Raw genomic sequence first — 22,381 nt, 5'->3', positions numbered from 1 at the left:
CAATCACTCCTTAGTATTCTGACTGGTGACTGGTAATCACCGTGTTGCAGATGGCCATGATGATTGCAATCAACATGGCGGACCAAAACGATGAAAAATGAAAAAGGGCGGGGCCAACAAACATCGACGTTAGCTGTAGCATTGCCCCATTAATCACAATGCTGAAGAGGCCTAAGGTCAAAATATTAATTGGCAATGACAAAACAACCAAAATTGGTTTAACTAATACATTGAGAATTGCCAGGACAAAGCTTGCTAACAAGGCAATCCAGGCACTACTGATGTAAAACATCCCTGTTCCCGCAAACAAGCCGGCAAGGGCAATGAATAAAATTGTATCAATTAAAACTCTTTCCCAAAAAGTCATTATGATCTTCCATTTCTTTTAATATCTTTTTCTTCAACATCCGTAAGCGTTCGTCGTGAACGGGAGTCCGCAGATGTCAAATTACTTCCCTGCTGCATATCATTAATGGCTCTAAAGAAGCCTAAGATGCCGGGGTGAGTTGGATCAGGCGGGATAATAACCATCATAATGATGTAAATGATAATTCCCGGAACAATTCCACTCAAGATGCTTAAAATAACATACGCAACTCGGAAAATATTCGGCGAACAATTAAAGTATTGCCCAAAGCCACCAAACACGCCCGCAAGAATCCGGTCGCTTGCTGACCGAGTTAATTTTTTATGTTGACTTTCGCGCATCAAAACACCCTCCTTTTTAAATACTACCTGCTTTTATCCCTGACTGCAATCAGGCTTACTGAGGATTTTTCTGGCTTAATTTCCACTGAAGATAAGCGCTGATAAACGGATCGAGGTCCCCATCCATAACCGCTTGACCGTTATGAGTCTCATAGTTAGTCCGGTTATCCTTAACCAGCGTGTAAGGGTGAAAGACGTAGGATCGAATCTGGGACCCCCAACCGATATCTAATTGTTTGCCTTCAATCTCTGCTCGTTTCTTGGCCTTTTTCTCTTCTTCTAATTCATACAACTTAGACTTCAGCATATTCATCGCTGTCACGCGGTTTTGTAACTGTGAACGTTCGGCTTGCGATGAAGTAACGATCCCTGTTGGTAAGTGAGTAATTCGAACTGCCGATTCAGTCTTGTTAATATGCTGTCCACCAGCCCCACTTGAACGGAAGGTATCAACTCGCAAGTCAGACGGGTCGATGTCAATGTGAACACTATCATCCAATTCAGGCATTACATCAACTGAAGCAAAGGAGGTGTGCCGACGACCAGCCGCATCAAACGGGGAAATCCGCACAAGCCGGTGGACCCCTTTCTCACTCCGGAGATAACCAAAGACATTATGTCCCTTGATAAGGAGGGTAACACTTTTCAGTCCTGCAGTTTCACCGGCCTCGTAGCTTGCCGTTTCCACCTTGAAGCCGTGCTGTTCACCCCAGCGAATGTACATCCGCAAGAGCATGGCGCCCCAGTCCTGAGCTTCGGTTCCTCCAGCACCGGGGTGAATCTCAAGGATGGCGTTGTGACTGTCATATTCCCCATCCAGAAGCTGGTTGAGGCGGTACTGTTCAAGCGCTTTTTCGGTATGGGCAAACGAATTTTCAAATTCCTTCTCAAGGTCCGGATCGGCTTCCATTTCCAAAAGTTCAACGTTCGTCTGCAAATCATCAATTTGTTGCTTTAACCGAACATAAGTATCCCGCTTATCCTTGAGTTCGTTAGTCTCATTAATCAGCTTCTGGGCCTTGACATTGTCATCCCAAAAACCGGGTTCGGCCATCCGGTGCTCATCTTCTGCAATCTGTTCATCTAAGGCATCGAGGTCAAAGAGACCTCCCGAAGCGGGCAACCTCTTGTTGCATTGCTTCTATCTTTTTCTTTGCTTCACTTAATTCCACAAACTATTCCTCCAATTACAAACATACGGCAGCGGTACCGCCATGGGTTACCTTACTGCCGTACCTAGTAGCAATTTTTGATTAACGGGTTACATTCTGCCGGATTTCCGACTTCATGAATAACCGCGTTGTTTCGTATTCGATATCCGCAATCATCTGCTCAAACATGTGGTAGCCGGCCGTCTGGTATTCAACCAGCGGGTTCAGCTGACCATAACCACGGAGCCCCACTGATTGACGGAACTGGTCCATCACATCAATGTGGTCTGTCCAGTGGGAATCAACCACCCGCAAGAGAACGACCTTTTCGAATTCGAGCATTTGTGAAGGATCGTAGAGAATCTTCTTCTTTTCCTCATAGATCTTCTTAGCAAAGCCCATCAGGAAGTCAGTAATTTCTTCCTGACTCTTTCCTTCCAGGTCCTTAACGGAAATGGTGTCCGGCTTAACAATTACCTCCTCGGCAAAGTCGACGATTCCTTGAAGGTCCCATTCTTTGCGGTTCCCCAAGGTGTGTTGTTCCACTTCTCGTTGGATGGTCCGCTTGAAGATTGGCATTAGGACCCACTTCAAAGACTTGGTCTCAGTAATTACTTGCTGACGTTCCTTGTAGATGATTTCCCGTTGTTCACGCATTACATCATCATACTGCAAAACGTTCTTCCGGGAGTCGTAGTTGTTCCCTTCAACCCGCTTCTGAGCAGATTCAACCTGCCGCGTCAAGAAGCGACTCTTGATTACCGCGTCGTCACCTTGGACCTTCATCCGGTCAAGGAAGGCCTTGATTCGTTCACCACCGAACCGTTTCATCAAATCATCTTCCAATGACAGGTAGAACTGAGAAAGGCCCGGATCACCCTGACGACCAGAACGCCCACGCAGCTGGTTATCAATCCGCCGCGATTCGTGCCGTTCGGTTCCGATAACCGCCAGGCCACCAAGTTCACGAACACCGGGACCCAACTTAATGTCGGTTCCCCGTCCGGCCATGTTTGTCGCGATGGTAACCGCACCCCGTTGACCGGCATTCTTAATGATTTCGGCTTCCTTAGCGTGGTTCTTCGCATTTAAGACAACGTGGGGAATGTGCTCTTGATCTAAAAGGTGCGACAAGTATTCTGAAGTTTCAACCGCAACCGTCCCGACCAGGATTGGTTGTCCCTTCGCATGGAGGCTCTTAATCCGCTTAACAACCGCTGCAAATTTACTTTGCAAAGTCGGGTACAGGAGGTCTGGTTCATCTTTTCGGATGACCGGCCGGTTAGTCGGAATGGTAATGGTCTCCATATTGTAAATTTCACGAAATTCTTCCTGTTCAGTTTTCGCCGTCCCGGTCATCCCGGCAAGCTTGTTGTACATTCGGAACAAGTTCTGGTAGGTGATATTGGCCATGGTCTTGTTCTCTTCCTGAATCTTAACGCCTTCCTTAGCTTCAATTGCTTGGTGAAGACCATCAGAGAAGCGCCGGCCTTGCATAACCCGTCCAGTGAAGGAATCAACGATCAGGACTTCACCATCGGAAACCACGTAGTCCTTATCCAGGTGCATAATGTAGTTGGCACGCAGGGCTTGGTCGAGGTGGTGGGTCAAAGCCGTGTTCTCTGGATCATACAGGTTCTTCAAGTTAAAGTACTTTTCCGCCTTCTTAATCCCCTCATCCGTCAGGGAAACAGTCTTAGACTCCAGGTCTACCTTATAGTCGACCTCATTCTTTAGTTGCTTGACGAAACGGTCCGTTTGCTTGTAAAGCTTGGAAGTCCCCGTCCCTGGTCCAGAAATGATCAGTGGCGTCCGGGCTTCATCGATCAAAATCGAGTCCACTTCGTCGACGATGGCGTAGTTTAATCCCCGCTGAACCTGGTCCTCCTTATATACCGCCATATTGTCACGGAGGTAGTCAAACCCGATCTCACTGTTAGTCGAGTACATAATGTCCGCCTGGTAGGCTTTCCGCTTCTCGTCCGGGCTCATCTCAGAGTTATTGATACCAACACTACAGCCCAGCCAGTTATAAAGCTGACCCATTTCAGTTGCATCACGTTTGGAAAGGTATTCGTTAACGGTAATAACGTGAACACCCTTTCCAGAAATGGCGTTGAGGTAAACGGGCATCGTGGCGGTCAAGGTCTTCCCTTCACCGGTCTTCATTTCCGCAATGTTACCTTCGTGGAGGACAATCCCCCCCATGATTTGAACGTGGAATGGGTAAAGGCCGAGGACCCGCTTAGCTCCTTCCCTGGCAACCGCGAATGCCTCGGGAAGCAGCTTATCCAGCGATTCCCCCTTTTGGTAGCGTTGACGGAACTCATCCGTCTTTGCTTTTAATTGATCATCGCTTAAGTCCGCCATCGGTTTTGCGTAGGCTTCGACTTTATTTGCGATTTTATTAATCCGCCGTAATTCACGGCGATCGCTTTCAATCCATTTTTTTAAAATGTTGGCCATAAAAGCGTCCTTCCTAATTTATTTGACTTGTTAGGTATGAAAAATACGCTACTCAAGCCAATTATATTTTTAATTCTAACTGTAATATTTTAACACGTTGAAGGAGGATTGAAAACCAAATCAAATCGATGTTAAATAATGCTCCCGAATTGCATCCCCATTAAGCAAAATAGACTCCGGTAGCTGGGGAATTCCCCCTACCGGAGTCTGTTCATAACGAGATTAAACTCAGCGATCAGGCGGTTTATTCAGCTTCAATTAAGCCGTAACGGCCATCACGACGCCGATAAACAATGCTGGTTCCATCGGTTTCCGCGTCTTGGAATACGAAAAAGTCATGACCTAACATGTCCATTTGTAGAACGGCTTCTTCAGGATCCATTGGTTTCAGTGAAACTTGCTTTGTCCGCACAATCTTTAATTCATCGCCACTAGCTGCTTCATCGTCAGATGGTACAAATTCAAGGTTCTTAAATCCCTTTTCACGGGACTTGCGGTTAACCTTAGTCTTGTACTTACGAATTTGCCGTTCCAACTTATCAGTAACCAGGTCGACACTTCCATACATGTCGTTAGAAGTTTCTTCTGCCCGTAAAGTTAAGTATGGTAATGGGATAGTAACCTCAACCTTGTAAGTACGGTTAGGGTAAACCTTCAAGTTCACGTGGGCGGTAGCTTCAACACTATCCTCAAAGAATTTTTGAAGCTTAGTAATCCGTTTAACAACATAATCACGGATTGCATCAGTAACTTCGACATTTTCACCACGAATATTGAACTTTAACATTGTACTTCTCTCCTTTCAGTCCAAGCAAACGCTTGATCTGATATCAGAAGGACCACTCTTCTCATATCCTACTTTTATTATAGTGTACTTGTGATTAATTAACAAATTTATTCACAAATCCTTTAAAAGAATTTAACGCGCTAAAGATATACTTATAACCTCCCGGGCGCCGGCCTTGTGAATTAACGTGGCGGCATGGTAAAGGGTCCGTCCCGTGGTGTAAACATCATCAACAAGGAGGACCTTTTGGTTAATTAACTGGCGGTCATCCACCAGATGAAACGGCTGCTTAGTTGCTAACCGTTCCTGACGGTTTTTCCGTGACTGCGCTTGTTTGCTTTGCTGGCGGGTCTGCAAACACTCAGTAACCACTATCCCCGTTATTAGCCCGCTCACCTGGTTAAAGCCACGTGTTTTCATCGTGGTTGGCGTTACCGGAATTGGCACTACCCGTTCGGCCTTAATTTCCTTGATTGTCCGCACAAATTCATCATGAAAGACGCGCCGCATCACGTAGTCGCCATTAAATTTGTACTGTCGCATAAACGCCTTCATTGCATCGTTGTACTGGTAAAGTGCCCGGTGGTGAAGGTGCCAGCCATATTTTTCTTGCCACGCCTCGCATTCTGTACAGAGCATGGATACCCCCTGGGGCCGGCCACAACCAGGGCACCGACCTTCCCCGATTTTAACAAATCCCTGCTGACACTGTCGGCAAATAACTGGAAACCTGATTTTATCCGGCCAGAGAAGGTCCCTAATTGTTAAACGGTAGGTCAGTACTTTTTTACAGATGAGACACTTCACTTTGACACCGCCGTCCCTTCCTGTTCATCGTGTTGATCTGCCTGATGGCCTGCTGAACATTTTTCCGGTGGGCACTAACCCAAAAGCCAACGTGACCCGTTGGTCGTTTAGCACTCCGGCCTGCGCGTCCAGCAATTTGCACCAGTGCCGCGGTAGAAAAGATTTCATCATCTGCTCCCAGAACCAGGACATCAATCTCCGGAAAAGTTACCCCCCGTTCCAGAATGGATGTTGTAATCAAGAAGTTGTACTGGTGATCCCGCATCCCCTGAACCTTAGTCAGCCGGTGGGGGTCATTCGCGTGAACGGTCGTAAACTTTAACCCGGCAAGTAACCGGCGACAGGCCCTTGCAACAGGAGCCAAGTCATCAACGTGGGGAACAAACAGGAGGAAACGGTGCTTATTAGCCACCGCTAACTGTATTCGGTGCAACAGACTTGCCGGCAAAGCCCCCTTTTTGACTTGGCGCCGCCACCGGGGAGCCAAGTAGCGATGAATGATGGGCAGCAAGGCGCCGTGATAACGCAAGGGTAAGTAAGTAACTGCCAGTTGCTGGCGGCGGACCTGCTTGATCATCCCCGCGCTTGGCGTCGCCGTCAAATAAAGGATTCCTCCGGTCTTTTTGACTGCTTGACGGCTAGCAAAAAACAAGGCGGGGCTAGCAGCGAAGGGAAAAGCATCCACCTCGTCGATAATCAGGTTGTCAAAGGCGTGGTAGAAGCGTAACAATTGGTGGGTTGTGCAAATCGTTAGCTGGGCATAATGGTACGGCAACTCCTGGTGGGCGTGTAGAATCGCCATATCCGTACTAGCAAAGGCCGCCTGCAGGCGCGGGTAAAGTTCCAGGCAAACATCTACCCGAGGTGAGGCGATAGCAATTCGTTCTCGGCGTGCCAAACAAACTGCCAGTCCCAGGAAAATCATTTCGGTTTTACCGGCCCCCGTCACTGCCCACAGTAGTTGTCGTTGGTGACCCTTCATCCGGGACGTCACCTGCTTAGCCGCCCTTGCCTGAAGTGGCGATAATTGACCGTGCCAGCTCAAAACCGGCTCCTTAACCGTAAATTGATTTGGCTCAGGAACATGATAAAATTTATCTAGTGTTGATACCCGTCCTAAATTAATGCAGTGGGGACAATAATATTCGCCATTAGGTAATGCTGCTAACCGTTTGGGCGTTTCGGTATTACACCGGTAGCAGCGAACAGTCTGGGTAGAAACCGCGATTGTCGGTAAGATCTTGATTGCCGAGTCAGGTTTTTGCTGCTGGTCAACCCAGTTCACTAAAACTCGCCGGCCATAGTAATCACTCTTATCCATTTAATCCCCTCCACTAATTAATTACGTTAACAAAGTAATCACGCACGAAAGAAGAGCAATCAAATTATGAACGAACCATTTCTGACTATTGCCAAAGACACTGCTTTTGAACTGGTAATTAAGAAGTCCCGCTTCATCTGCTCACTGAAGCGGGTCAACAGTGAGTCCGCGGCTCAAGAGTTTATCAAAAAAATCCAAGCGCAAAATAAAAAGGCAAACCATAACTGCTTTGCCTATATGATTGGTGATAATGACCAGGTCCAACGAGAAAGTGACAATGGGGAGCCTAGTGGCACGGCAGGGGTACCAATCCTCGAATCTCTTCAATTAGCTAAACTACACAACGTGGTGGCCGTCGTTACCCGTTACTTTGGTGGTATCAAGTTAGGAGCTGGTGGCCTGATCCGGGCATATAGTAACGTCACGACAAAGGCAATTCACCAGGCAGGGTTGGTCCAGCGCATCCAACAAGCAACGCTAAACATCACAGTCTCTTATCGCCAACACGACCCCCTGCTTTATTACCTTAAAGAAAATCGTCTTGAGCTGGCTAACGAACAGTACGGAGCTAACGTTGTTACGAGCGTTTTCGTCGATATCGATCAAATCAAGGCCACCATCCAGGACCTCACAAACCGCTTTAATAACCAATTAGAGATTAGTGAAGGTGAGAGGCGCTTTAATGAGCTTCCCTTTGAACCGCAAAAATAATTCAACTTCCAAACGGGAGTGAGACAGCACTAGATTGCTAGTTCGCTTTTCGACGCGAAGTTAGCCTGTAGGGAACTCCCGTCGAAACGAAGCAAGTCTTTAGAAAGCACAAAGAGGACTCTGGCGCTCGGAAGATCCGAACGTTAGAGCCTCTTTGTGTACTGTGCTATAGCATTTTCAACTATATAGGAGACTTATGTCACTCCCCCTATCTTTAGGGTAACAAAAAGTCCGGAACAATTATTTTCGTTCTGAACTAATTCTTAGGTTGTTTAAGTTAAAACAACTTCTAAAATATCAAGGACAATGATAAAGGCAAGTAAACTACCTAAGCCCCATAGTAGGTGGCGAGTATGGGGGTTACCCGCCTTAATTTTTTGCCAGTTAAAGCCCACATATGCAACTAGGATCAGCATACAACCAACGATTCCAGATAGTCCGGAATGAAAGCCCCGGTTATCAATCGAATAGCCGGCAGCGAATACCAACCCCAGTGCAAAGGCAAGCCCAAGTAGCGTCTCTTTTATCTTCATACTAGCCACCAGCTATTCATGTAAGTGGTAGTTGTAACTAGCAACGATGATATTTTCCCGCGAATTCAGCACTGCCCGTAGGCGAACACTGGTCTGGTTATGCAGTGCCAGTTGCCATGGGTGCTTAGGAATGAACTGGGGAACCAGAACCGTGGTTGAATAGTTCCGGGCCTCCGCCCGCTTAGCGATGACATCAACAAACCGCAATGTTGGTTTAGCAATTGACCGGTATGAGGAGTGAATATCTACGAAACGAACGTCAGGATATTCTGCTTTAAATTCATTAGCAGTCTTATGCTCTTTCCCCGGGTTCTCATCAAAGGAAACATGCATGGCGATAACGTAGTCGCCAATTGACCGGGCGTAGTTAATCGCCCCTCGGGTCACCCGAGTAACGTTACCGACCAGAACGATGACCGTGGCACCATCATAATCATGGAGCTGGACCTTCGTCTTTTCGGCCACCCGGAGTTGGGCAGCAACCTTAATGTAGTGCGAATGAATCCGGTGGAACATGTACAACAACAATGGCATGATGATTAGGTAAGGCCAGACATTATTGAAATGTTGCCAGAATAGGAAAGCCACCAGGCAAAGGGAAATTACGGCACCGATAAAGTTAATAAAAGCTTTTGCTAGCCAAATCCCCTGCCGGGTCCGGAACCAGTGAATAATCATCCCTGACTGGGAGAGCGTAAACGGTACAAAGACCCCCACAGCATATAGTGGAATCAGGTTATTCGTTTGCCCATGGAAAATCATGATTAAAATAATTGCCCCGATTGCCAGAGAAATAATTCCGTTAGAATAACCGAGCCGGTCTCCCCGGTCCATGAATGCGTGGGGCATGTACTTATCCTTAGCCATATTGAAGGCCAAAATTGGGAAGGCCGAGAAACCCGTATTAGCGGCGACTGCTAAGATCATTGCCGTTGATAGTTGTAACAGGTAAAAGCCAAGGCCGTGTCCCCCAAAGATTGTCAAAGCAATCTGAGAAAGGACGGTTGTTCGGCCATTCGGTACAATCCCAATGAAGAAGCTGAAGAAGATAATGGCAATAAAGAAGGTTGCCAGGATGGCACTCATAATTGCCAGAGTCGTTGCTGCGTTCTTCTCCTTTGGTTTATTAAAGTTCGGCACGGCATTGCTTACTGCTTCCACCCCCGTCAGTGAGGAGGAACCAGCCGAGAACGCCCGAATAAAGAGGACGTAGGACATCCCGGCAACCGGGGTTCCATAGTCCGCTGGTGCCTGGTAATGGATATGGCCAGTCATAATGTTGTAAATACCGACCGCAATCATAATAAAGATCATGATTACAAAGAAATAGACGGGCACCGTCAGGAAATTAGCACTTTCACTCATCCCCCGCAGGTTCATAAACATAATCAGTAAGACAATGATAATTGCAATTGGAATCAAAAACCGGTATAAGGCGGGGACGGCCGAGGTAATCGCTTCAACCCCAGAAGTCGTCGATACCGCGACGGTCAACATGTAGTCAACCAACAATGAGCCCCCGGCAAATAGGCCCCCATTGCTTCCCCAGTTCTCGGTGGCAACCACGTAGGCCCCACCACCGCTTGGGTATGCATGGATGATTTGCTGGTATGACAAGGTAATGGCCAATAGCAAGATCAGCACAATCGCGGCAATTGGAATTGAGTACCATAGTGCCGCTGCAGACAGTGCAACCAAGACCGTTGTAATTTGTTCAGGACCATAGGCAACTGACGAAATAGCATCTGACGAAAGTATTGCCAAAGCTTTAAACTTCGTAAGGTGCGTCTGCCCCTCATCAAGGGTTTTTAATGGTTTCCCAATTAATACACGTTTAAGATAACGCCACATAGCTATCCTCCCTACACATATATTTTTACTTTGATATTATTCCTTATGACTGAACAATGTTACAACTAATTATCCTACTTTGCAATTACCATTGCGACGATTATTTTACTTTTTGAGAAAATTTCCCGGGAAATAAAAAAAGAGGACTGAATAGTCCCCCTTCTTTATAGTTGAGTTTGTAATTACATCATAGCCGGACCTGGTTGTGCAGGTGCTTGTGGCTTGTCGTTAGCTTCTGGCTTGTCAGCAACAACGGCTTCCGTAGTCAGCAATAATGCGGATACAGAAGCAGCGTTTTGTAAGGCAGAACGGGTAACCATTGTTGGGTCAACGATTCCGGCCTTAACCATATCTTCGAACTTGCCATCAGCAGCGTTGTAACCAATACCGTCGTCTTGGTCCTTGAGTTCATTTACAATAACAGAACCTTCAACCCCGGCATTTTCAGCAATTTGACGAACAGGTGCTTCCAGAGCGGAAGTTACGATCTTAACACCAGTTAACTCATCACCAGTTGCGTCAATCTTTTCCAGAGCAGGAATGATGTTTACTAAGGCCGTTCCACCACCAGGAACGAATCCTTCTTCGACAGCAGCCCGCGTTGCGTTCAAGGCATCTTCGACACGGTACTTCTTTTCCTTCAATTCAGTTTCGGTTGCGGCACCAACCTTAACAACGGCAACACCACCAGAAAGCTTTGCCAACCGTTCTTGGAGCTTGTCCTTGTCAAAGTCAGAAGTGGTCTTGGCAATGGCTTGCTTGATTTGGTCAACCCGTTCGGCAATGGCTTCCTTAGCGCCGGAGCCATCAACAATGGTAGTGGCGTCCTTAGTAACCGTAACCTTGTTAGCTTGACCTAATTGATCAATCGTAACGTCCTTCAGGTTCATGCCCAGGTCATCAGAAATGACCGTACCACCGGTCAATACAGCGATATCTTGCAATTGGGCCTTCCGCCGGTCACCAAAGCCAGGAGCCTTAACGGCACATACGTTGAAGGTACCACGAATCTTGTTCAAAACAAGGGTTGGCAGAGCTTCACCGGTAATGTCATCGGCAATGATCAACAGAGCCCGGCCTTGCTGAACAACGTTTTGCAGTAATGGCAAGATGTCTTGAATATTGCTGATCTTCTTGTCAGTAATCAGGATGTATGGGTTATCCAAGTCAGCTTCCATCTTATCATTGTCAGTTACCATGTATTGAGACATGTAACCACGGTCAAAGCTCATCCCTTCAACCACGTTAACACTCGTGTCAACACCACGAGAATCTTCAATGGTGATAACACCATCGTGGCCAACCTTTTCCATGGCGTCAGCAATTAACTTACCAACTTCAGGGTTAGCAGCTGAAATAGAAGCGATTTGTTCAATGTCACTCTTGGTCTTAACGTCGTGTGACATCTTCTTTAATGCATCAACTGCAACTGCAGTAGCCTTTTCAATCCCGCGACGAATACCAACTGGGTTAGCACCAGAAGTAACGTTCTTCATTCCGGCATTGACAATTGCTTGGGTTAAAACGGTAGCAGTAGTAGTACCGTCACCAGCAATGTCGTTGGTCTTGGAAGCAACTTCGGCAACCAGCTTAGCACCCATGTTTTCGAATGGATCTTCTAATTCAATGTCCTTAGCAATCGTAACACCATCATTAGTGATGTTTGGATTACCATACTTTTGACCTAAAACAACGTTCCGACCCTTCGGACCCATGGTGGTCTTAACAGTGTCAGCTAACTTATCAACACCGGCAAGCATTGCACTCCGTGCGTCTTCAGCAAATTTAATATCTTTTGCCATTAATTGTCACCTCAAAAATAGAATAGATTTTATTTAAGCGATTATATTATGATTCAACAACTAGTCGAGAACTGCGACTAAGTCCTTTTCGTGAACAACCAGGTATTTTTCACCGTCGTATTCAACTTCATTGCCGGCATACTTGTCAAACAATACCCGGTCGCCTTCCTTAACAGCTGGAGCAAGCTTTTGTCCATTGTCGAGGGTCCGACCCTCACCAATGGCAATAACCTTACCAGTAGTTGGCTTTTCCTTTACGTTGGAAGCAAGGACAATTCCGCCAACTGTCTTTTCTTCTTCAGTTTCAGCTTTAAGAACAACGCGATCTCCTAATGGTTTTAACACGTTAATCCCTCCATCTTGTTAATTTATTATTTGCTTTTAGCACTCTCACTTGTTAAGTGCTAACCGCAATTTCTACTATACCATCTTTCTTTTAAAAAGCAATAATAAAGTTTGACTAATTTTGACTTTTAAATTTATGCCAACATTCACACATAAACAAAAAGGGGTTGTGACATAAGTCTCCTATATAGTTAAAAATGCTACAACGCAGTACACAAAGGGACTCTAGTGTTCGGAAAATCCGAACACTAGAGTCCTCTTTGTGCTTTATAAAGACTTGTTTCGCGTCGAAAAGCGAACTAGCAAGCTAGTTCTGTTTCACTCCCTCTTCCAAACTAGAAAAGGCAATACAAGCTCACCATTTTCCTAGTCGTTGTCATTAGAGTAGTTCTTAATGAAGTAGATTAAGGTTTGTAATTCATTTGTCAAATCAATATTTTGGACCTGAACACCTTTTGGAACGGACAGGCGAACAGGTGAGAAGTTCAAGATTCCTTTTACCCCCGCATCGACAAGCTGGTCAGTAACGTCCTGGGCCTTGTCTCCTGGTACAGTTAAGATAACGATATCAATCTGCTGTTCTTGTAACTGCTTTTTAATATCGCTAGCCGGGTAAACGGGAATCCCGCTCTTAATCTTGTTTGCCAGCTCTGGTTTGTTGTCAAAGGCAGCACTGATTCGCAGGTTAGTATCTTGGTGGAAGTTGAAGTTCAACAAAGCACTCCCTAAACTGCCGACTCCAACCAGAGCAACACTTACCAGGGAATCCTGGTGCAAGATTACCTTAAAGAACTTCAAAAGACTGGCAACGTCATAGCCGTAACCCCGCTTTCCGAGTTCACCAAAGTAAGAGAAGTCCCGCCGAATGGTTGCGGAATCAACCTGAACAGCCTCCGATAATTCAGTCGAGGAAACCCGTTCCTTCTTTGCGTTTAGTAATATCGTCAAATAACGATAATAAATTGGTAAGCGTCGTGCTGTTGCGCGTGGTATCTTTTTGGTAGCCATCTTTGTCCCCCTGTTTCTTTACTCCAACCATGGTTATTCTCCCGGTCAATTACCGGATTCTTAGGATTTTTAACTGGTTGGGTACACTTGTGAAATTCGTTTCCTAATTATTCTAGCAATTTTCATTAATTTTGTGAAGCGGTATACAAAACAATTTCACCTTTTTAAATAAATTGAAATGAAATCTGCTAAAATAAACACTGTTATCATATGATTTAGCGAGGTTTCAAAATGATTCTTTTGCAAGCAAATGACGTCATGCGTCGTTTTGGCGCGGATGTATTGTTCCATAATATTAACCTGCAGGTCCAAGACCACGGGCGAACCGCCTTGGTAGGTCGCAATGGTGCAGGAAAAACAACCCTCTTAAAAATGATCGCTGGAATTACCACTCCCGACGAGGGGACCATCAGTAAGGTCAAAAATTTAAGCATTGGTTACCTAGCCCAGGACCAAGGACTTGATAGCCAAAACGCAATTTGGGCAGAACTGGATACCGTCTTTGCCCCTCTTCATGAGCAGGAAAAGAAAATTCGTCAGTTAGAAGAACAGCTGGCGAGTCTCGACACCACTAGTTCTCAATACCAACAAGTTATGACTACTTATGACCGCCTGCAAACCAACTATAAGAAGGAAAGCGGCTTTGAATATGAGTCCCGGATGCGGGGAATCCTGACGGGCTTTGGCTTTGGCGAGGAGTATTACAATACGCCCGTCAACGCCCTTTCCGGTGGTCAGAAAACAAAGCTAGCACTGGCCAAGATCCTCCTCCAGGCCCCCAATTTGCTAATTCTTGACGAACCGACCAACCACCTGGACATGAACGTCTTGGCCTGGTTAGAAGATTACCTAAAGAGTTACCAGGGGGCCCTGCTAGTGGTATCCCACGACCGTTACTTCTTAGACCACGTGGTTAAGGATGTATACGACCTGGATAACCGCACACTAGTTCATTACACCGGTAACTATACCCAGTTTGTCCAACACAAGCAGGAACGACTGAAGGCAGAATGGAAGCACTACGACCAGCAGCAAAAAAAGATTGCCAAACTAGAGGACTTTGTTAACCGCAACATCGTCCGTGCTTCAACCACTAAACAAGCCCAGGCGCGGCGGAAACAGCTTGAAAAGATGAACCGGCTTGAGCGGCCAACCACTGATGATAAGTCTATTCACTTCCACTTTCATAGTGACAAAGCCAGCGGTAACGAGGTGTTAGACGTTGACCACTTGAAGATTGGCTATGAAAACCAGGTTCTGGCCGGTCCCCTCTCCTTCACCGTTCGCAAGCCCCAGCGAATTGGGATTATCGGCCCCAATGGGATTGGTAAGTCCACCCTTTTAAAGACTATCCTGCACCGCATCCCCGCCATCAGTGGAACCATCAAATTGGGTGCCAATCTTGATATTGGTTACTATGACCAGGAACAGCAGCAACTGCACGCGGACAAGACGGTCCTCAATGAAGTGTGGGACGACCATCCGGAAGTCCCCGAAAAGGATATTCGATCCTTACTAGGCAGCTTTCTCTTTGTGGGAGACGATGTTTACAAGGTTGTCCACGATCTCTCCGGGGGTGAAAAGGCCCGGCTAGAACTGACAAAGCTTTCTTTCAAGCCAATCAACTTCTTGATCCTCGATGAACCGACCAACCACCTGGATATCGACAGCCGGGAAGTCCTCGAAAGTGCTATCAACGAATTCACCGGCACAGTTCTCTTTGTTTCCCACGACCGATACTTCATCAACCAGGTAGCCACCGATATCCTTGACATGCAAAAGGACGGTGTCACCCACCACGTCGGCAACTATGACGACTACCTTGCCCAGGGAGCGGCGGCCCCAACGCCAACAACAACAACAACTCCGGGCAGCAAAAAGAAGGCTACTGCCTCCAAGGGTAAGCAATCCTACAAGCAAAGTAAGGAACAACAGCGGGCCCGGCGGAAATTACAACGGGCTGTTGACGGTCTAGAAGACCGGATGGGCCAGCTTGAAAAAGAGCAACAGTCAATTGAGGAAAAGATGGCCCAGCCAGACATTGCGACCGACATCGGTAAACTTACCGACCTCCAAAAGCAGCTCGACCAACTTAAGGATAAATCAGACAAGGTGGAGCTTGCCTGGACGGAAGCTGCCGAGAAGCTTGAAAAATTTGACCAACAAAACTAATGACGCTAATGCAAAGAGGCAGGCGAGAAAAAATGTTTTCTCGCCTGCCTCTTTTATCTTCTTTAGAATAAATTCAACTTGCCAATCCGGGCAACCGCTTCTTCCAAACGCTCAGGTGCCATCAGCAGACCGATGCGGACATAGCCCTCACCGTGCTTACCAAAACCATTTCCTGGTGCTACAGCTACCCCGGCCTTTTCCAACAGAAGGTCAGCGAATTGCTCACTGGTATAGCCCTTCGGAACCGGCATCCACGCATAGAAGGTTCCCTGGGGCACAAACGCCTGCCAGCCAATTTTCTTGGCCGCGTTCACGAAGGCATTCCGCCGCTCTTCATAACGGTGAACAATCTGAGCAACGGCCTCGTCTCGTGCCGGATCCTTTAAGGCATCAATGGCTGCGTATTGCAAAGCCGGGAAAAGGCTGACAAAGAGGTGGTCCTGAATCAAGTTGAGGGCCCCAATAATATCAGCATTGCCGACCGCAAAGGCCACTCGCCAGCCGGCCATGTCAAAGGTCTTTGAGAACGTGTAAAATTCGATTCCAACGTCCTTAGCCCCTGGTATCTGCATGAAGCTAAGCGGGGCCTTACCGTCAAAGCCAATTGCCCCATAGGCAAAGTCGCTGATGATACCCACATGGTACTTCTTGGCCCAGGCAACCAACTCTTCATAAAACGCGCGAGTTGCGACCGCCCCCGTGGGATTGTTTGGATAATTAAGGTAGAAGAACTTGGCCTTACGGGCAACCGCTTCCGGTATCGCCGTTAAGTCGGGAAGGTAGTTATTCTCCGCTAAGAGGGGAACGGTGGTAAACTTCACGCCGCCCAACGCCGCACCGGAGAAGTAATCCGGATAGCCAGGATCCGGTAATAAGTAAGTATCCCCCGGATTCATCAGTGCCCACGGTAGTTCCACCAGACCAATTTTCGAACCACCGAAGATGGCAACCTCTTTTTCCGGGTCAAAGTGGGCCCCATACTTTTCCGCGTAAAAATCGGCAGCTGCCTGCTTAAAGGCCGGCAAACCTTGGAATGAAGAATACTTATGGGTCTTAGGGTCGGCAACCCACTTTTGGGTACTCTTAACGATGTAATCGGGTGTCGGCTTATCGGGGTTCCCCTGACCCAAGTTAATCACGTCAACATCCGCGCTGATTTTCTGGTTGACCTTGGCGACCAGGTTAGCGAAAAACTGTTTTGGTAATGTATCTAACAGGTGTGATTGTGCAAATTCCATGCGTTATCCCTCCTACTTGTAAAGTTCCGGACGACGGTCAACAAAGACCGGAATCGGCCCCCGCACCTTCTGAAGTTGGTCTAGGTCAATTTCAGCCATAGTCACCCCATCCTTCTCACCAGCATCGACAATAATTTTTCCCAAGGGGTCAATTACCAGGGAGTGACCGTTAAAGTGGTTATCAGGATCGTCCCCAACCCGGTTAACAGCGACAACGAAGGCCTGGTTCTCAACAGCCCGCGACTGGAGCATTATCTTCCACTGCTCAATTCGTTGGGCGGGCCATTCCGCAGGGAAATACAGGATGTCGGCGCCGTGCCGCGCTACTGTCCGGACCCACTCAGGGAACCGCAGGTCATAGCAAATAAAACCAGCACTAGGTACCCCGGCTAAACGGAAGTAGTTCTCCTGGTCACCGGCAGTCAGGTACTTGTGTTCATTCATTAGACGAAAAAGGTGGACCTTGTCGTAGCGTCCCACGATCTGGCCAACCGGGTCAACCACCAGGGTCCGGTTAAAAAAGTGGTCCCCTTCTTTAACTGCAACGGAACCACCAACAATCCCAACCTGGTATTGTCGGGCGAGCTTATAAAATAATCGCTTCGTTTCCTGTCCCTGGTCGTCAGCAAGTTCATTCAGTTGGTCGAGCGCGTAACCGGTGTTCCACATTTCGGGGAATACCACCACGTCCGCCCGTTCCTTTGCCGCGGCTGCGGTTAACTCCGCAACTCGTTCACGATTCTTTTGTGGTGCCGCAAAGGAAATATTAAACTGGGCCAATGCAACTTTGACTTTCATTTTGTCACCTCATTCATTCGCTATCAGTGTGAAAAGTGGCGGTCAATTGCCCGCCGTTCCTCCTTTATCACTTAGCGCTTTCCCGTAATCATCAAGTGCATTCTAATTATTTTCTAATCAATTGTCAACCAATTACTAATAATTCCCGTCCCCGACATTTTAAGTTACAATAAGAAGTAACTAATCAAGGAGGCGTAGAAAATGAAAATCGCTATTATTGGTGTTGGTAACATGGGCTCAGCAATCATCCGTGGGCTGGTCAACCAACACCAGGACACAGTTGTTGCAATGAATCCGGAAAATCCCCGGGTAAGTGCTCTGGCAAAGGAACTGGGCTTCAAGCTCTTTAACCAGTATAACCAGCTGGTAGCCGATCAACCGGATGTCGTTATCCTAACCACTCCGGCCCCGGTCACAACCAAGGTTGCTGCCGAATTGGCCGGTCTTAAGTCGTCGACAATTATTATTTCTTCCGCGGCTGGCGTTAAACTCACTGACCTTGCCAAGGCGCTACCAAACCGTTCCTTAGCGGCAATCATTCCCAACACCCCGGTTGCTGTTAATGCCGGCGCAATTGGCTTGGCTTACGGTCAAGATATTTCTGCAGACGTTAAGGAAAAAATTCAAAAAGCTCTGGGGCAGCTTGGTGACCTGATCGTCGTTCCCGAAGATCAGCTGGACATCGTGGGGGTTGTCGGTGGCTGTGGCCCGGCCTTTGTCGATGTCTTCATGGACGCAATGAGCGATGCAGCCGTTAAGTATGGTCTAAGTCGGCAAACCGCCTACCAGCTCGTAGCCAGCATGGTCAAGGGGAGTGGTAAACTTGCCGCTGATAGCAAGCAGGCACCAGCCTTACTGCGTGACAAGGTAACCTCCCCTGGTGGTACCACCATCCGGGGCGTTGAGGCCCTCGAAAAGGCTGGCTTCCGCTACGCCGTAATCGATGCGGTTAATAAGGCTAAGGGATGTTAAAAGTTGTCATCACCTAAATCAGGTGGTGAAGTTATTGCATTTAAAAGGAGCCTAGGACGCGGCTTTTTGCCACGACTTAGACTCCTTTTAACTATTAAAATTTAGTTTACTTCATCCGGTCAAACATCAGGCCCGGCACCGCGTTGAGGTCCCAGTCGGCCCGGTCGCCATGCAGGTAATTGATATAACCAGCGGCGCCAATCATTGCCGCGTTATCACCGCACAGCTTTAGTGGTGCCTGGAGCATTGAAACGTCCGGGTGGAACTTCTTCATGTCATGATCCAGACGGGTTCGCAGGCCATGGTTAGCAGCCACCCCACCAGCCAAGATCAACTGCTTAACGGGGTAACGGTCCAGGGCCCGCATTGTCTTTTCCGCCAGAACATCAATCACGCTCTGCTGGAAACTAGCCGCCAAGTCGTTCTTATCAAGTTTTTCTCCACGCTGGTCCGCGTTGTGAACGGTGTTGATGAAGGCACTCTTCAAGCCACTAAAGCTAAAGTCATAGTTAGCTTCCTTTTCCATTGCCCGAGGGAAGTGGAAAGTATCCTGACCTTGCCCAGCCCATTCATCAATGGTCTTACCAGCCGGGTAGTTAACACCAAGCACCCGGCCAATCTTGTCATAGGCTTCACCCGCCGCATCATCACGGGTCTCACCGACAATCTCGTATTCATGTTCCCGGGGCATGTAGACCAGTTCCGTGTGCCCACCAGAAACCAGTAGGGCCATCTGGGGGTATTTGAATTCACCCACAAAACGAGCAGCATAGAGGTGCCCTGCCATGTGGTTAACCGGAACCAGCGGTAAATTATGAGCCCAGGCCACGACCTTGGCTGCCGTCACACCGACCACCAGTGAGCCCACCAGACCGGGCCCATAGGTAACAGCAACCGCATCAAGGTCTTCGTAACTAACCCCGGCTTCTGCCAAGGACTGGTCAATACACCGGGTAATCCATTCAATATGGTGCCGGCTGGCCACCTCTGGTACCACCCCACCGAAACGCTGATGGCTGTCGATCTGGGTTGCAACAATGTTGCTTAAAATTTTCGTGCCATTTTCAATCACAGCAACACTCGTTTCGTCACAACTCGTTTCAAAGGCGAGAATCAAATTCCGCTCTGCCATACTATTTATTTTCCTCCTCTGTTCAATAAATCTGCTTGCATATCAACCGCATCCTCATGGTTATCAACGTAATAGCGGTGCTTAATCCGGTGTTCACGAAAGCCCAGTTGCTCATAAAGCTTGCGGGCAACCAAGTTGTGAACCCGCACCTCCAAGCTCAGCGACCGCAAGCGTAAGTAGCGGGCATACGCAATCGCTGTCCGGATCAGGTAGGTGCCGATGCCATGCTTTTGGTAGCCTGGGGTTACCCCGATATTAGTAATATGAAGGTCTAAGTGGTACCAGTCAACCGCCATGCCAATGAAACCAACGATTTGACCATCACTAATCATCGCTAAGTATAAGCGGTCATGGGGGCGTTGAATTTCTAATTGAAAAGCAGCATAACTCCACGGTGCCTTGCCGTAAATCTGCTCCTCAATCTGCACTAGGGAACTGATATCACGATCGTTGACCTGACGAATTACGTACTGGTGTTTCTCAAGCATCACGACCCGCCGGTCAAATGTCAAAAGTGGTTGCCGACGAGCGTTGACCTTGCAGTGATACCAGCTTTTAAACTTCTCGAACATAATTCTTTCGTGTTTCTCCCGGGTGCAGCTTTTGCCAGTTAGCCTCTGCTTCAGTAATCCGCAGGTAGTGGGGAACGAACGGATCAATTTCCTTAACCGGTGGCAGGGCCTCACCAGCCAATGCCAGCTGATATGTCGATGGAATTCCGTATGGCCGGGGGGCAAGGGTGACGTTTTCTGGTAGTTTCTCAAACTGGTCACTAATCCGCTTAGTCATATGACCCACCAGAATTACTGGCCGCTCAACCTTAGCTAATTGGCCCAACAAAGCCGTCATTGCCAAGTGTTGATCCTTAATCTGGTTAATAAGCTTTCCTTCTTCCCACTGGTAGGCTCCAGCAAAGACATTCCCCCGCCGGGCGTCGAAGAAGGGGACAATTACCTGCTTACTGGTTGGTAAGACGTTGCGGGCAATTACTGCCAGACTGGAAACCCCTACTAAGTCCACATTAATCGTGTCCGCAAGGGTCTTCGCCGTGGTTGTGGCAATCCGGATTCCCGTGTAAGAGCCGGGCCCTTGGGCAACCACGACCCGGTCAATGGCCGTCGGTGCCCACCTAACAAGTTTAAATAAACGGTCAATCGTTGGCATCAAATAAATACTGTGGTTGCGGACCATGTTCAATGTGGTCGTTGCCAGCAGTTGATCATCTTCGACTAAGGCCACACTCATTGGATGGTTCGAGGTGTCAATGGCTAGTACTTTCATTTCAATCATCCTTTCAATCACTACCAATCTTATCACAACCGCCTGCCTTTTGCCTTGGGAAGCCTAAAAATGGGAGTGAGACAGAACTAGCTTGCTAGTTCGTTTTTCGACGCGAAGCTAGCCTGTAGGGAACCCCCGCAAGCACAAAGAGGACTCTAGCGTTCGGATTTTCCGAACACTAGAGTCCCTTTGTGTACTGCGCCGTAGTATTTCCAACTATATAGGAGACTTATGTCACAACCTCATTTTGACTATTCACATATTTTCTCTTCTAGTCGCGATCATCATAGCCCTTTGGGTGGGTTGAGTGCCACTTCCAAGCGGTGGCAATAATGTCGTGAACATCATCGTACTTTGGCTTCCAGCCGAGGATTTCCCGGGCCTTGTCACTAGCGGCAACCAGTGAATCAGGGTCCCCGGGACGCCGTGGAGCCATCTTAGCAGGAATTGGTTTACCAGTAACCTCACGAGCAGCTTCCAGCATCTGTTTGTTGGAGAAACCTGTGGATGAACCAAGGTTAAAAGCGTTACTCTTGTTGCCAGCTTCCAGGTACTTGATTGCCAGAATGTGGGCATCAGTCAGGTCCATGACATGAACGTAGTCACGAACATTGGTGCCATCTGGGGTATTGTAGTCATCCCCAAAAATGCTTAATTCTTTCCGCTTTCCTTGAGCAACTTGCAGGATGATTGGGACCAAGTGGGTTTCTGGACCGTGGTCTTCACCAATCGTTCCATCCGGAGCTGCACCGGCAACGTTGAAGTAACGCAGGGCAACAAACTTGATACCGTATGCCTTATCAGCCCAGGCCATCATCTTTTCCATCATCAGCTTACTTAAACCGTAGGGGTTGATTGGCTTTTGCGGGTCAGTTTCCTTGATTGGCATGTGTTCTGGAACACCATAGGTTGCAGCGGTTGAGCTGAAAACGATGTACTTGATTCCGTGATCGTGCATTGCTTCCAGCAAGGTGATCATACCACCAGTGTTGTTGTCGAAGTACTTCAGTGGCTTGCTCATTGATTCAGGAACAATTGAGAAGGCCGCAAAGTGAACAACCGCGGTGATGTCTTCGTTATCAAAGATCTTGTCCAAGAACTTACGGTCCCGGATGTCCCCTTCGTAGAACTTGGCCTTTGGATTAATGGCCTTCCGGTGACCAGTTGAGAGGTTGTCAGCTACAACAACATCTTCACCATGTTCAACTAAATTTTTAACCATGTGGGAACCGATGTAGCCAGCTCCACCAGCAACTAAAATTGCCATGTTGTCTCCTCCTTATTCCAACTATCGCCAG

21 protein-coding genes are annotated in these 22,381 nt (G+C 47.7%); 3 read left to right on the top strand and 18 right to left on the bottom strand.

What is annotated here, in order from left to right:
* Positions 1-10 precede the first annotated feature (10 nt).
* The 7 genes from KZE55_RS02725 to KZE55_RS02695 form a co-directional block, all read right to left on the bottom strand.
* The gene (locus KZE55_RS02725; RefSeq protein ID WP_222259085.1) at positions 11-367 is read right to left on the bottom strand and encodes a phage holin family protein; all 357 of its coding nucleotides are present in this window, start codon (positions 365-367) and stop codon (positions 11-13) included.
* The gene (locus KZE55_RS02720; protein WP_222259083.1) at positions 367-708 is read right to left on the bottom strand and encodes a PspC domain-containing protein; all 342 of its coding nucleotides are present in this window, start codon (positions 706-708) and stop codon (positions 367-369) included. Before KZE55_RS02720 ends, KZE55_RS02725 begins: the two co-directional genes overlap by 1 nt.
* Before the next feature lie 55 nt (positions 709-763).
* Positions 764-1,880, bottom strand: a protein-coding gene (gene prfB / locus KZE55_RS02715) for a peptide chain release factor 2 (RefSeq protein WP_396442464.1) whose coding sequence is annotated in 2 segments (ribosomal slippage) — positions 764-1,807 and positions 1,809-1,880 — 1,116 coding nt in all. Because the reading frame shifts where the segments join, the coding sequence is not laid out codon by codon here.
* 81 nt (positions 1,881-1,961) lie between these two features.
* A complete protein-coding gene (gene secA, locus KZE55_RS02710) occupies positions 1,962-4,325 on the bottom strand; it encodes a preprotein translocase subunit SecA (protein ID WP_222259071.1) in 2,364 nt (787 codons plus the stop codon).
* Positions 4,326-4,569: 244 nt separating this feature from the next.
* Positions 4,570-5,112: a ribosome hibernation-promoting factor, HPF/YfiA family gene (hpf, locus tag KZE55_RS02705; protein ID WP_222259069.1), complete on the bottom strand. Its 543-nt coding sequence runs from the start codon at positions 5,110-5,112 to the stop codon at positions 4,570-4,572.
* Between the two features lie 132 nt (positions 5,113-5,244).
* A complete protein-coding gene (locus KZE55_RS02700) occupies positions 5,245-5,751 on the bottom strand; it encodes a ComF family protein (protein ID WP_261313292.1) in 507 nt (168 codons plus the stop codon).
* Between the two features lie 148 nt (positions 5,752-5,899).
* The gene (locus KZE55_RS02695) at positions 5,900-7,240 is read right to left on the bottom strand and encodes an ATP-dependent helicase ComFA (protein WP_222259065.1); all 1,341 of its coding nucleotides are present in this window, start codon (positions 7,238-7,240) and stop codon (positions 5,900-5,902) included.
* Positions 7,241-7,306: 66 nt separating this feature from the next.
* Here KZE55_RS02695 and KZE55_RS02690 point away from each other — a divergent pair, with 66 nt between their 5' ends.
* A complete protein-coding gene (locus KZE55_RS02690) occupies positions 7,307-7,951 on the top strand; it encodes a YigZ family protein (protein ID WP_222259063.1) in 645 nt (214 codons plus the stop codon).
* Positions 7,952-8,223: 272 nt separating this feature from the next.
* Here the strand turns inward: KZE55_RS02690 and KZE55_RS02685 are convergent, their stop codons facing one another.
* The 5 genes from KZE55_RS02685 to KZE55_RS02665 all read right to left on the bottom strand — a co-directional run bounded on the left by KZE55_RS02685 (position 8,224) and on the right by KZE55_RS02665 (position 13,490).
* Complete coding sequence (locus KZE55_RS02685) at positions 8,224-8,484, bottom strand: hypothetical protein (protein WP_222259061.1); 261 nt, start codon at positions 8,482-8,484, stop codon at positions 8,224-8,226.
* Positions 8,485-8,496: 12 nt separating this feature from the next.
* The gene (locus tag KZE55_RS02680; protein WP_222259059.1) at positions 8,497-10,335 is read right to left on the bottom strand and encodes an APC family permease; all 1,839 of its coding nucleotides are present in this window, start codon (positions 10,333-10,335) and stop codon (positions 8,497-8,499) included.
* A gap of 182 nt (positions 10,336-10,517) precedes the next feature.
* On the bottom strand, positions 10,518-12,137 hold the full coding sequence (gene groL / locus KZE55_RS02675; protein WP_222259057.1) for a chaperonin GroEL: 1,620 nt from the start codon (positions 12,135-12,137) through the stop codon (positions 10,518-10,520).
* A 60-nt stretch (positions 12,138-12,197) separates the two neighbouring features.
* Positions 12,198-12,482: a co-chaperone GroES gene (gene groES / locus KZE55_RS02670; RefSeq protein ID WP_222259055.1), complete on the bottom strand. Its 285-nt coding sequence runs from the start codon at positions 12,480-12,482 to the stop codon at positions 12,198-12,200.
* Positions 12,483-12,848: 366 nt separating this feature from the next.
* Positions 12,849-13,490 carry a redox-sensing transcriptional repressor Rex gene (locus KZE55_RS02665; protein ID WP_222259053.1) on the bottom strand — a complete coding sequence of 214 codons (642 nt, stop codon included), beginning with the start codon at positions 13,488-13,490 and terminating at the stop codon, positions 12,849-12,851.
* 231 nt (positions 13,491-13,721) lie between these two features.
* Between KZE55_RS02665 and KZE55_RS02660 the strand changes: the two genes are divergently transcribed.
* Entirely contained in the window at positions 13,722-15,662 is a 1,941-nt protein-coding gene (locus KZE55_RS02660) for an ABC-F family ATP-binding cassette domain-containing protein (RefSeq protein WP_222259051.1), read from the top strand.
* A 62-nt stretch (positions 15,663-15,724) separates the two neighbouring features.
* Here KZE55_RS02660 and KZE55_RS02655 read toward each other — a convergent pair whose 3' ends face one another.
* Together KZE55_RS02655 and KZE55_RS02650 are read right to left on the bottom strand one after the other, a co-directional pair.
* Positions 15,725-16,900, bottom strand: coding sequence for a pyridoxal phosphate-dependent aminotransferase (locus KZE55_RS02655; protein ID WP_222259049.1), 1,176 nt, complete (start codon positions 16,898-16,900; stop codon positions 15,725-15,727).
* Between the two features lie 12 nt (positions 16,901-16,912).
* Entirely contained in the window at positions 16,913-17,698 is a 786-nt protein-coding gene (locus KZE55_RS02650; protein WP_222259047.1) for a carbon-nitrogen family hydrolase, read from the bottom strand.
* A gap of 201 nt (positions 17,699-17,899) precedes the next feature.
* Here KZE55_RS02650 and proC point away from each other — a divergent pair, with 201 nt between their 5' ends.
* Positions 17,900-18,670: a pyrroline-5-carboxylate reductase gene (proC, locus tag KZE55_RS02645; protein WP_222259045.1), complete on the top strand. Its 771-nt coding sequence runs from the start codon at positions 17,900-17,902 to the stop codon at positions 18,668-18,670.
* Positions 18,671-18,776: 106 nt separating this feature from the next.
* On the opposite strand, the gene tsaD is transcribed toward proC, so the two are convergent.
* From tsaD to galE, 4 genes are all read right to left on the bottom strand, one after another.
* A complete protein-coding gene (tsaD, locus tag KZE55_RS02640; protein ID WP_222259043.1) occupies positions 18,777-19,802 on the bottom strand; it encodes a tRNA (adenosine(37)-N6)-threonylcarbamoyltransferase complex transferase subunit TsaD in 1,026 nt (341 codons plus the stop codon).
* A gap of 5 nt (positions 19,803-19,807) precedes the next feature.
* Positions 19,808-20,374, bottom strand: coding sequence for a ribosomal protein S18-alanine N-acetyltransferase (gene rimI, locus KZE55_RS02635; protein WP_222259041.1), 567 nt, complete (start codon positions 20,372-20,374; stop codon positions 19,808-19,810).
* A complete protein-coding gene (gene tsaB / locus KZE55_RS02630; protein ID WP_222259039.1) occupies positions 20,358-21,083 on the bottom strand; it encodes a tRNA (adenosine(37)-N6)-threonylcarbamoyltransferase complex dimerization subunit type 1 TsaB in 726 nt (241 codons plus the stop codon). Before tsaB ends, rimI begins: the two co-directional genes overlap by 17 nt.
* A gap of 271 nt (positions 21,084-21,354) precedes the next feature.
* Complete coding sequence (gene galE / locus KZE55_RS02625) at positions 21,355-22,350, bottom strand: UDP-glucose 4-epimerase GalE (protein ID WP_222259037.1); 996 nt, start codon at positions 22,348-22,350, stop codon at positions 21,355-21,357.
* Positions 22,351-22,381: the final 31 nt, after the last annotated feature.

This window comes from Limosilactobacillus panis, assembly GCF_019797825.1.
Taxonomy (GTDB): Bacteria; Bacillota; Bacilli; order Lactobacillales; family Lactobacillaceae; genus Limosilactobacillus; species Limosilactobacillus panis_A.
Note: the sequence above shows the minus strand (reverse complement) of the source record. Positions and strands in the feature narration are given on the sequence as shown.

What these genes read in the sequence shown, in the direction of transcription:
- KZE55_RS02725 (WP_222259085.1), bottom strand. Translation starts at nt 367, where the DNA reads ATGACTTTTTGGGAAAGAGTTTTAATTGATACAATTTTATTCATTGCC.
- KZE55_RS02720 (WP_222259083.1), bottom strand. Translation starts at nt 708, where the DNA reads ATGCGCGAAAGTCAACATAAAAAATTAACTCGGTCAGCAAGCGACCGG.
- secA (WP_222259071.1), bottom strand. Translation starts at nt 4,325, where the DNA reads ATGGCCAACATTTTAAAAAAATGGATTGAAAGCGATCGCCGTGAATTA.
- hpf (WP_222259069.1), bottom strand. Translation starts at nt 5,112, where the DNA reads ATGTTAAAGTTCAATATTCGTGGTGAAAATGTCGAAGTTACTGATGCA.
- KZE55_RS02700 (WP_261313292.1), bottom strand. Translation starts at nt 5,751, where the DNA reads ATGCTCTGTACAGAATGCGAGGCGTGGCAAGAAAAATATGGCTGGCAC.
- KZE55_RS02695 (WP_222259065.1), bottom strand. Translation starts at nt 7,240, where the DNA reads ATGGATAAGAGTGATTACTATGGCCGGCGAGTTTTAGTGAACTGGGTT.
- KZE55_RS02690 (WP_222259063.1), top strand. Translation starts at nt 7,307, where the DNA reads ATGAACGAACCATTTCTGACTATTGCCAAAGACACTGCTTTTGAACTG.
- KZE55_RS02685 (WP_222259061.1), bottom strand. Translation starts at nt 8,484, where the DNA reads ATGAAGATAAAAGAGACGCTACTTGGGCTTGCCTTTGCACTGGGGTTG.
- KZE55_RS02680 (WP_222259059.1), bottom strand. Translation starts at nt 10,335, where the DNA reads ATGTGGCGTTATCTTAAACGTGTATTAATTGGGAAACCATTAAAAACC.
- groL (WP_222259057.1), bottom strand. Translation starts at nt 12,137, where the DNA reads ATGGCAAAAGATATTAAATTTGCTGAAGACGCACGGAGTGCAATGCTT.
- KZE55_RS02665 (WP_222259053.1), bottom strand. Translation starts at nt 13,490, where the DNA reads ATGGCTACCAAAAAGATACCACGCGCAACAGCACGACGCTTACCAATT.
- KZE55_RS02660 (WP_222259051.1), top strand. Translation starts at nt 13,722, where the DNA reads ATGATTCTTTTGCAAGCAAATGACGTCATGCGTCGTTTTGGCGCGGAT.
- KZE55_RS02655 (WP_222259049.1), bottom strand. Translation starts at nt 16,900, where the DNA reads ATGGAATTTGCACAATCACACCTGTTAGATACATTACCAAAACAGTTT.
- KZE55_RS02650 (WP_222259047.1), bottom strand. Translation starts at nt 17,698, where the DNA reads ATGAAAGTCAAAGTTGCATTGGCCCAGTTTAATATTTCCTTTGCGGCA.
- proC (WP_222259045.1), top strand. Translation starts at nt 17,900, where the DNA reads ATGAAAATCGCTATTATTGGTGTTGGTAACATGGGCTCAGCAATCATC.
- tsaD (WP_222259043.1), bottom strand. Translation starts at nt 19,802, where the DNA reads ATGGCAGAGCGGAATTTGATTCTCGCCTTTGAAACGAGTTGTGACGAA.
- rimI (WP_222259041.1), bottom strand. Translation starts at nt 20,374, where the DNA reads ATGTTCGAGAAGTTTAAAAGCTGGTATCACTGCAAGGTCAACGCTCGT.
- tsaB (WP_222259039.1), bottom strand. Translation starts at nt 21,083, where the DNA reads ATGAAAGTACTAGCCATTGACACCTCGAACCATCCAATGAGTGTGGCC.
- galE (WP_222259037.1), bottom strand. Translation starts at nt 22,350, where the DNA reads ATGGCAATTTTAGTTGCTGGTGGAGCTGGCTACATCGGTTCCCACATG.